We start from the raw sequence: 8047 nt of genomic DNA, 5'->3' as shown, positions 1-8047 counted from the left end.
CGATGATCGGGCCGAACAGCTCGGACATCGCTTTCCCGCCGCCTCGCGGTTCGACATCCCGGCCGCGATATGGCGCGACACGCCCTCGACGATGACGATGGCGTCGTCGACCACGATGCCGATCGCCAGCACCAGCGCGAACAGGCTGGTGGTGTTGACGGTGAAGCCCATCGCCGCCATCGCCGCGAAGGCGCCGATGATCGTCACCGGAACGGTGGTGGCCGGCACCAGCATCGCCCGCCAGTCCTGCAGGAACAAAAGGATCACCACCAGCACCAGCACGGCGGCGATCACCAGCGTCTCGTAGACTTCGTCGACCGAGGCGGTGATGAATTTGGTCGAGTCGAACGACACCTTGTAGTCGAGGCCGGCCGGGAAGGTCTTGGCCATCTCCTTCATCTTGGCATTCACGGACTCGGCCACGGTCAGCGCGTTGGCGCCGGACAGCAGCGAAATCGCGATCGCCGCCGAAGGCTTGCCGTCGAGCGTCGCGGTCTGGCCGTAGGACGAGGCGCCGAGTTCGACGCGGCCGATGTCGCCGATCCGCACCAGTTGGCCGCCGCCTTGGTCGACGGCCTTGACGACGATCTGCTCGAACTGGGTGGCCTCGTTGAAGCGGCCGACGACGTCGAGCGCGTATTGGAAGTTCACCGTGCTGGGCGTCGGCGGGCCGCCGACGAGGCCAGCGGTGACCTGCGTGCTCTGCTGCTGGATCGCCTTGACGACGTCGCTCGGCGTCAGGCCGTAGGTTTGCAGCCTGTCCGGATCGAGCCAGATCCGCATCGCGTAAGAGCCGGAGCCGAGCACCGAGACGTCGCCGACGCCGGGCAGGCGGGCGAGTTCGTTCTGTAGATTGATCTTGGCGTAGTTGGACAGGAACAGATTGTCGTAGCGGCCGTCGGACGAATACAGGCTGACGAACTGCAGGATCGAGGTCGACTTCTTCTTGATGTTGAGGCCCTGCGTCGCCACCGAGGCCGGCAACTGCGCGGTGGCGAGCGAGACGCGGTTCTGCACCAGCACCTGCGCCATGTCGGGATCGGTGCCGATGTCGAAGGTGACGACCAGGCTGTAGCTGCCGTCGCTGGCGCTGGTCGACTGCATGTAGATCATGCCCTCGACGCCGTTGACCTGCTGCTCGATCGGCAGCGCCACGGTGTCCATCACTGTCCGCGCGCTGGCGCCCGGATAGCTCGCGGTGACGGAGACCGTCGGCGGCACGACGTTGGGATATTGCGCGACCGGCAGCCGCGCCAGCGCCAGGGCGCCGAGCAGGATGATGAGGAAGGCCAGCGTGTTGGACAGCACCGGCCGTTCGATGAAGAAGCGCGAGAACATGGGCAACGCCTCGTGTCGGCCGATCGATCAGGGCTTGGTCGCACCGGCTCCGGGAAGCAGCGCCGCGGGCGCGGGTTTCGGTGCGGAGGGCAGGGCCGGCATGGCGCCCGCCACCGGGTTGACGGTGTTGCCGGCGATGGCGCGCTGAACGCCGCCGATCACCACTCTGTCGTCTTTGGTCAGGCCGCTGGTAATGACGCGCAGCGCGCCTTCGCGCGTGCCGGGCGTCACCTGGCGCTGCTCGACGACGTTGTTGTTGCCGACCACCATGACGTAGCTGCCGGTCTGGTTCGACATCACGGCGGTGTCGTCGACCAGGAGCGCATCCTCGATCTTGCCGACGGCGACGCGGACACGGACGAACAGGCCGGGCACCAGCGCGACATCCTTATTGGGCAGCGATCCGCGCAATTGCAGCGTGCCGGTGGAGGAGTCGATCTGCGGCGCGATGTAGTCGATCTTGCCGGAATATTCGAACGCGGCATCCGACGACAGCGCGACCTGGATCGGCATCTCCAGCCGCTCCTCGCGCAAGTCCTTCAGCGTCTTGCCCTGCTTGGCGAGCGCGTCGCGCAGATTGATCTGCTGCTGCTCGGTGATGTTGAAATAGACGTAGAGCGGGTCGACCTGCAGGATGGTGGCGAGCTTGGTCGGGCCGGCGGAGCCGACCAGCGCGCCGGGGTTGGCGAGCCGGCGCGTCACCACGCCGTCGAATGGCGCGCTGACCGTGGTGTAGTCCAGCGAGGTTTTGGCGAGCGCGAGTGAGGCCTGGCTCGCCGCCACCTGGGCAATGGCGGTCGCCAGGTTGGTCTGTGCATCGTCGACCGCGCGCTGCGTGGCGACGTCCTTCTGCCCCAGGATCGATTGCCGATCATATTCGCGCTGCGTATTGACCTGCTTGGCCTTGGCGCCGTCGAGCTGCGCCTGCTGCAGATCGACCTGCGCCTGATATTGCGCGCGCTCGATCTTGAACAGCACGCGGCCTTTCTTCACGGCCTCGCCGTCGAGATAATCGACGCTTTCGAGAAAGCCCTGGACGCGGGCTTCAAGATCGACCGAGGCGACGGGCGCGGTGTTACCGGTAAATTCGGAATAGAGCGTCACCGGCGCCTGCGTCGGCGGCGCGACCGTGACCTTGGCGGGCGGCGGCGGCGCGTACTTGTTCTGCTCCTTGCACCCCGAGAGCACGAAGGGCACGCACGACAAAGCGGCGAACATGGCCCATGCCGGACGAGCCGGCGGCGGTGATGTGCGTTGCCAATTCATCCGTCGAACTCAGCCGTTGCCCGCCATCGTCGCGGTCCCGTCGGCGCGCGATACGGGAGATGGAACTGATTCCGAAATCGGGGTCAATCAAACGAGATGAGTAGGTGATGTATCAGCTATTCGACGTGCGCTGTCATGAAGTAGTTACTACGCGGCTTAGCCGAGGTAACAGGGTACGCCGCGCCAGCGCGTCGAGCTGATGATGACGAGATCACGGAAACGGCGCGGTGACGGGGAAGCGCTTGCCAATTGTTTGTCGCGCAACCAGCCCCGATGCAGAGCCGCGGGAGAGTCCGCGACCACATGGTCGAAAGCCAGAGATGATGTCAGGGGGGGGGGGATGGTGGGCGGCGAGAGATTCGAACTCCCGACCCTCTCGGTGTAAACGAGATGCTCTAACCAGCTGAGCTAGCCGCCCGGCGGGGCTATGTAGCCTGCGGGCGGGCTCGGGTGCAAGGCGTCGGGATCGGCCGACGCGGTGGCGGGGGTGGCCTTGTGATGCTATTCAGCGCTCGGGTGGAGCCGGGAGAAGACTATGAAGCGCGTTTGTTTGGCGATGATTTTGGCGCTGATGGCGGGGCAGGCTCTGGCCCAGGACAAGCCGATCCAGAAATACGGCGATCCTGACCCGGAGAAGACGCCGTCGGAAATCGACGCCGAGCGGCGCGCCGAACGTGCCTACAGGCGTTCCCTCAGCAATGTTCCCGATGCCAAGGCGCCGAGCGATCCCTGGGGGACGGTGCGCGGCGGGGAGGCCAACAATCCGAAATCGACAGCCAAGTCGACCGCCGCCAAACCAGCGGCCAAGCCCGCCCCCAAGCACAGCAAGCCAGCGACGCCAGCTTCGCAAAACTGATCGCCTGGAGCGCTTTGGGGATTGATTGAAGCGATTCGACCCGTCCTAAGATGCACTGAGTCCTCATCCTGAGGAGCCGCGGCGTAGCCCGCAGGGCGTAGCCGGGGCGTCTCGAAGGATGGGGCTACACAGCACCCGCGGCGCATGGTTCGAGACGGCGCTTCGCGCCTCCTCACCATGAGGTTGTGCTTGTTGTTGACGCTTTAGAAGCTGAACTGCTCTCGGCGCGTCTTTATGCCTTCTCCTCGAAGATCATCGCCAGGTGGACGATGGTCTGCACCGCCTTTTCCATGTCCTGGCGGCTGACCCATTCGAGCCGGGAGTGGAAGGCATGTTCGCCGGCGAACACGTTGGGGCAGGGCAGGCCCATGAAGGAGAGCCGTGCGCCGTCGGTGCCGCCGCGGATCGGCGCCAGCACCGGCTCCAGCCCGGTGCGGCGGATCGCCTCCTTGGCGTTCTCGACCAGTTCGGGATGCTGGTCGAGCACCTGCTTCATGTTGCGATACTGCTCGCCGATCGCGATGCTGGCGCGCGAGCGCGGGTAGGCCCGCATCACTCCGTCGACGATCGACTGCAGCAGCGCCTCTTTCTCCTTAAGTCCGGTTTCGCTGAAGTCGCGGACGATGAAGCTCAATGTCGCCTTCTCCAGCGTGCCGGAGATGCCGACCGGGTGCAGGAAGCCTTCGCGGCCTTCGGTCGTCTCCGGCGAGCAATGGTCTTTCGGCAGCCGCTCGACGATCGCGGCGGCGATCTTGATGGCGTGCTCGATCTTGCCCTTGGCGAAGCCCGGATGGGCGCTGACGCCCTCGATGGTGACGACCGCCGAGTCGGCCGAGAACGTCTCGTCCTCGATATGGCCGGCGCTCTCGCCGTCCATCGTGTAGGCGAAGTCGGCGCCGAGCTTCTTCAGGTCGGCCTTGTCGACGCCGCGGCCGATCTCTTCATCCGGCGTGAACAGGATCTTGAGCGTACCGTGCTTGATCTCTGGATGCGCAAGCAAAAATGCCGCCGCATCCATGATCTCGGCGACGCCGGCCTTGTTGTCGGCGCCGAGCAGCGTGGTGCCGTCGGTGGTGATGATGTCGTGGCCGATCTGATCAGCCAGCGCCGGATGCTCGGCAAATCGGATCACCTGGCTGGGATCCCCCGGCAGGGTGATGTCACCGCCGCGATAGTCCTTCCAGATCTGCGGCTTGACGCCGGCGCCTGAACAATCGGGCGAGGTGTCCATATGGGCGCAGAAGCACACCACCGGCACGTTCGGCTTGTCGGTAGTCGCCGGAATGGTGGCGTAGACATAGCCGTGTTCGTCGAGATGCGCGTCGGCAAGGCCGAGCTCGCGCAGCTCCTGCGCCAGAAGGGCGCCGAGCGTCTTCTGCTTCTCGGTCGATGGACAGGTCTTTGAGGCCGGATCGGATTGGGTGTCGATCGCCACATAGCGCAGGAAGCGCTCGGTCACGCCGTGCGTGAAGGCGATGGGAGACGAAGAGAGATTGGATTGAGCTGCCAAGATGTCACTGCCGGAAAATCGCGTCGAAGCGCGTCATTGGCGCCGTGGTGGCGCGTCGGCAAAATGGCAGCATCCCTAAACAGCCGCAAGGCGGCCAATCCCAGATCAGCCGCAAGGCTGACCCGGGATCGCGCAGACAGGCGTTGAGCCGTCGCAGAAAGCCTTAGATGGCTTCCTTCAGTTCCTTGGCAGCGCGGAAGGCGACCTTCTTGCTGGCCTTGATCTGGATGGTTTCGCCGGTGGCCGGGTTGCGGCCGGTGCGGGCGGCGCGCTTGCGGACCTGAAGGATGCCGAGGCCGACGATGCGGATGCGCTCGCCCTTCTTCAGGTGCTTGGTGATGCGGGCCACCATGTCGCCGAGAATGGTCTCGGTCTGCTTCTTGGACAGCTCGTGCTCTTCGGCCAGCGCCGCCGCCAGATGCTTCAGGGTAACCGTCGTCGGGGTCGCGGATTTCGCAACTGCTTTCTTCGCCATAAGGCCCTCCTCTTGTGGTGGCTTTCAAGAAACTCAGACGTAGCAGGCCTTAATCGATTCGGGTAAGGCCTGCCTACGCTGTTTTGCCCGAAAACAGCGGTTTTTTCGCATCCAAGGTCGAATAAACGCCGTTTTCCGGGGCTTTGCGGCGCCCGCGAACGTGCGCGGACACCCTTATTCGTCATTTTGCCGGCTGGGCGAGCCCATCCGGGACGTCTCTTTCGAGGCCGATTCCCTTGATCAAGCCGAAAATGGCCGGGATCACGATCAGCGTCAGCAGCGTCGACGACACCATGCCGCCGATCATCGGCACGGCGATGCGCTGCATGATTTCCGAGCCGGTGCCGGTGCTCCACAGGATCGGCATCAGCCCGGCCATGATCGCCACCACCGTCATCATCTTGGGCCGCACACGTTCGACGGCGCCTTCCATGATGGCGGCGTGAAGGTCGGCGCGGCTGAGGCGGCGGCCCTCGGTGGCGCGCTGCGCCGCGACGGCGTCGAGCGCGTGGTTGAGATAGATCAGCATCACCACGCCGGTCTCCGCGGCGACGCCGGCGAGCGCGATGAAGCCGACCGCGACGGCGACCGACAGGTTGAAGCCGAGCGCCCACAGCATCCACAGTCCGCCGACCAGCGCGAACGGCAGCGACAGCATCACGATCAGGGTTTCGGTCAGCGAGCGGAAGTTGATGTAGAGCAGCAGGAAGATGATTGCGAGCGTGACCGGCACCACGATCTTGAGCCGCGCCGCGGCGCGTTCGAGATATTCGTACTGGCCGCTCCACATCACATAGGTGCCGGGCGGGAAGACGATTTGGCTCTGCACCGCGCGCTGCGCGTCGGCAACGTAGCCACCGAGGTCGCGGTCGCGGATGTCGACATAGATGTAGGTGGCGAGCTGGCCGTTTTCGGTACGGATCGAGGTCGGCCCGCGCGCCGGCTTGACGCTGGCGACTTCGCCGAGCGGCACCGTGCCGCCGGCCGGCAATGCTACAAGGATGTCATCGGCGATCGCTTTGGGATTGTCGCGCAGCTCGCGAGGGTAGCGCATGTTGACAGTGAATCGCTGGCGGCCTTCGATCGTGGTGGTGACGCTTTGGCCGCCGAGCGCGGTGGCGATGGTGTCTTGCACATCTTGAACGGCGAGGCCGTAGCGCGCCAGCGCATCGCGGTCGGGCGCGATCTCCAAGTAATAGCCGCCGAGGCTGCGCTCGGCGTAAGCCGAGGACGTGCCCGGCACGGACTTCAGCACCTGCTCGATCTGCCGCGCCAGTTTGTCGAGCTCGGCGAGATCGCTGCCCATCACCTTGACGCCGACCGGCGTACGGATGCCGGTCGACAGCATGTCGATGCGCGCCTTGATCGGCATGGTCCAGGCATTGGAGACGCCGGGGAATTGCAGCGCCTTGTCCATCTCGGCGATCAGGCCGTCGATCGTGAGACCAGCGCGCCACTCTTCCTTCGGCTTGAGGTTGATCACCGTCTCGAACATCTCGGTCGGCGCCGGATCGGTCGCGGTCGAGGCCCGGCCAGCCTTGCCGTAGACCGAAGCCACTTCGGGAAAGCCGCGGATGATGCGATCCTGCATCTGCAACAGCTCGGCCGCCTTGGTGACCGACAGGCCGGGCAGCGTCGTCGGCATGTAAAGCAGCGTACCTTCGTTGAGGGCCGGCATGAATTCGCTGCCGAGCTTTGAGGCCGGCCACACCGAGACGCCGAGCACGATCAGCGCCAGCACGATCACCAGAATCTTGGCGCGCAGCACGCCGCGGATCAACGGACGATATAGGAAGATCAGCGCGCGGTTGATGATGTTCCTGTGCTCCGGCACGATCCGGCCGCGGACGAAGATCACCATCAAGGCCGGTACCAGCGTCACCGACAGCAGCGCGGCGGCGGCCATCGAGAATGTCTTGGTGAAGGCGAGCGGGCTGAACAGCCGGCCTTCCTGCGACTCCAGCGTAAAGATCGGCAGGAACGACACGGTGATGATGAGCAGGCTGAAGAACAGCGCCGGCCCGACCTCGGCCGCTGCCTCGATCAGCACCGTGACCCGCGATGCGTCAGGTGCCGCGCGCTCAAGATGCTTGTGGGCGTTCTCGATCATCACGATGGCGGCGTCGACCATGGCGCCGATGGCGATGGCGATGCCGCCGAGGCTCATGATGTTGGAGCCGAGGCCGAGCGCCTTCATCGCCGCGAACGCCATCAGCACGCCGACCGGCAGCATCAGGATCGCCACCAGCGCGCTGCGGACGTGCAGCAGGAACACGATGCACACGGCGGCCACGACCAGGCTCTCTTCCAGCAACGTGTGCTTGAGCGTGTCGATGGCGGCATAGATCAGCGTCGAGCGGTCGTAGACCGGGACGATCTCGACCGACTTCGGCAGGCTGGAGGCGATCTCCTTGAAGCGCTGCTTGACGTGCTCGATGACGTCGAGCGCGTTGACGCCGAAGCGCTGCAGCACGATGCCGCTGGCGACTTCGCCTTCGCCATTGAGTTCGGCGATACCTCGGCGTTCGTCGGGTCCGAGCTCGACGCGGGCGACATCGCGCAGCAGCACCGGCGTGCCGCCGCTGGCCTGAGCACGACATGC

5 protein-coding genes, 1 tRNA gene and 1 pseudogene are annotated in these 8047 nt (G+C 65.1%); 1 reads left to right on the top strand and 6 read right to left on the bottom strand.

All coding sequences use genetic code 11. The features are described 5' to 3' along the window. The 3 genes and pseudogenes from I5M_RS30045 to I5M_RS17730 all read right to left on the bottom strand — a co-directional run. Nucleotides 1-1338: pseudogene (locus I5M_RS30045) on the bottom strand (efflux RND transporter permease subunit); the annotation flags it as partial. Nucleotides 1339-1365: 27 nt separating this feature from the next. Beyond that, nucleotides 1366-2556 carry an efflux RND transporter periplasmic adaptor subunit gene (locus I5M_RS17735; RefSeq protein WP_022722624.1) on the bottom strand — a complete coding sequence of 397 codons (1191 nt, stop codon included), beginning with the start codon at nucleotides 2554-2556 and terminating at the stop codon, nucleotides 1366-1368. Between the two features lie 389 nt (nucleotides 2557-2945). Further along, nucleotides 2946-3022 (bottom strand) — tRNA-Val (locus tag I5M_RS17730). 138 nt (nucleotides 3023-3160) lie between these two features. Between I5M_RS17730 and I5M_RS17725 the strand changes: the two genes are divergently transcribed. Continuing rightward, nucleotides 3161-3460: a hypothetical protein gene (locus I5M_RS17725; protein WP_244432044.1), complete on the top strand. Its 300-nt coding sequence runs from the start codon at nucleotides 3161-3163 to the stop codon at nucleotides 3458-3460. A 232-nt stretch (nucleotides 3461-3692) separates the two neighbouring features. Here I5M_RS17725 and pepT read toward each other — a convergent pair whose 3' ends face one another. The 3 genes from pepT to I5M_RS17710 form a co-directional block, all read right to left on the bottom strand. Continuing rightward, nucleotides 3693-4970, bottom strand: a complete 1278-nt coding sequence (gene pepT, locus I5M_RS17720; RefSeq protein ID WP_031336867.1) for a peptidase T — start codon at nucleotides 4968-4970, stop codon at nucleotides 3693-3695. A gap of 163 nt (nucleotides 4971-5133) precedes the next feature. Next, nucleotides 5134-5445 carry an HU family DNA-binding protein gene (locus I5M_RS17715; protein ID WP_022722621.1) on the bottom strand — a complete coding sequence of 104 codons (312 nt, stop codon included), beginning with the start codon at nucleotides 5443-5445 and terminating at the stop codon, nucleotides 5134-5136. 181 nt (nucleotides 5446-5626) lie between these two features. Beyond that, on the bottom strand, nucleotides 5627-8047 hold a 2421-nt coding region (locus tag I5M_RS17710), incomplete at its 5' end, for an efflux RND transporter permease subunit (protein ID WP_022722620.1).

This window comes from Rhodopseudomonas sp. B29, from assembly GCF_000333455.1.
Lineage (GTDB): Bacteria > Pseudomonadota > Alphaproteobacteria > Rhizobiales > Xanthobacteraceae > Rhodopseudomonas.
Note: the sequence above shows the minus strand (reverse complement) of the source record. Positions and strands in the feature narration are given on the sequence as shown.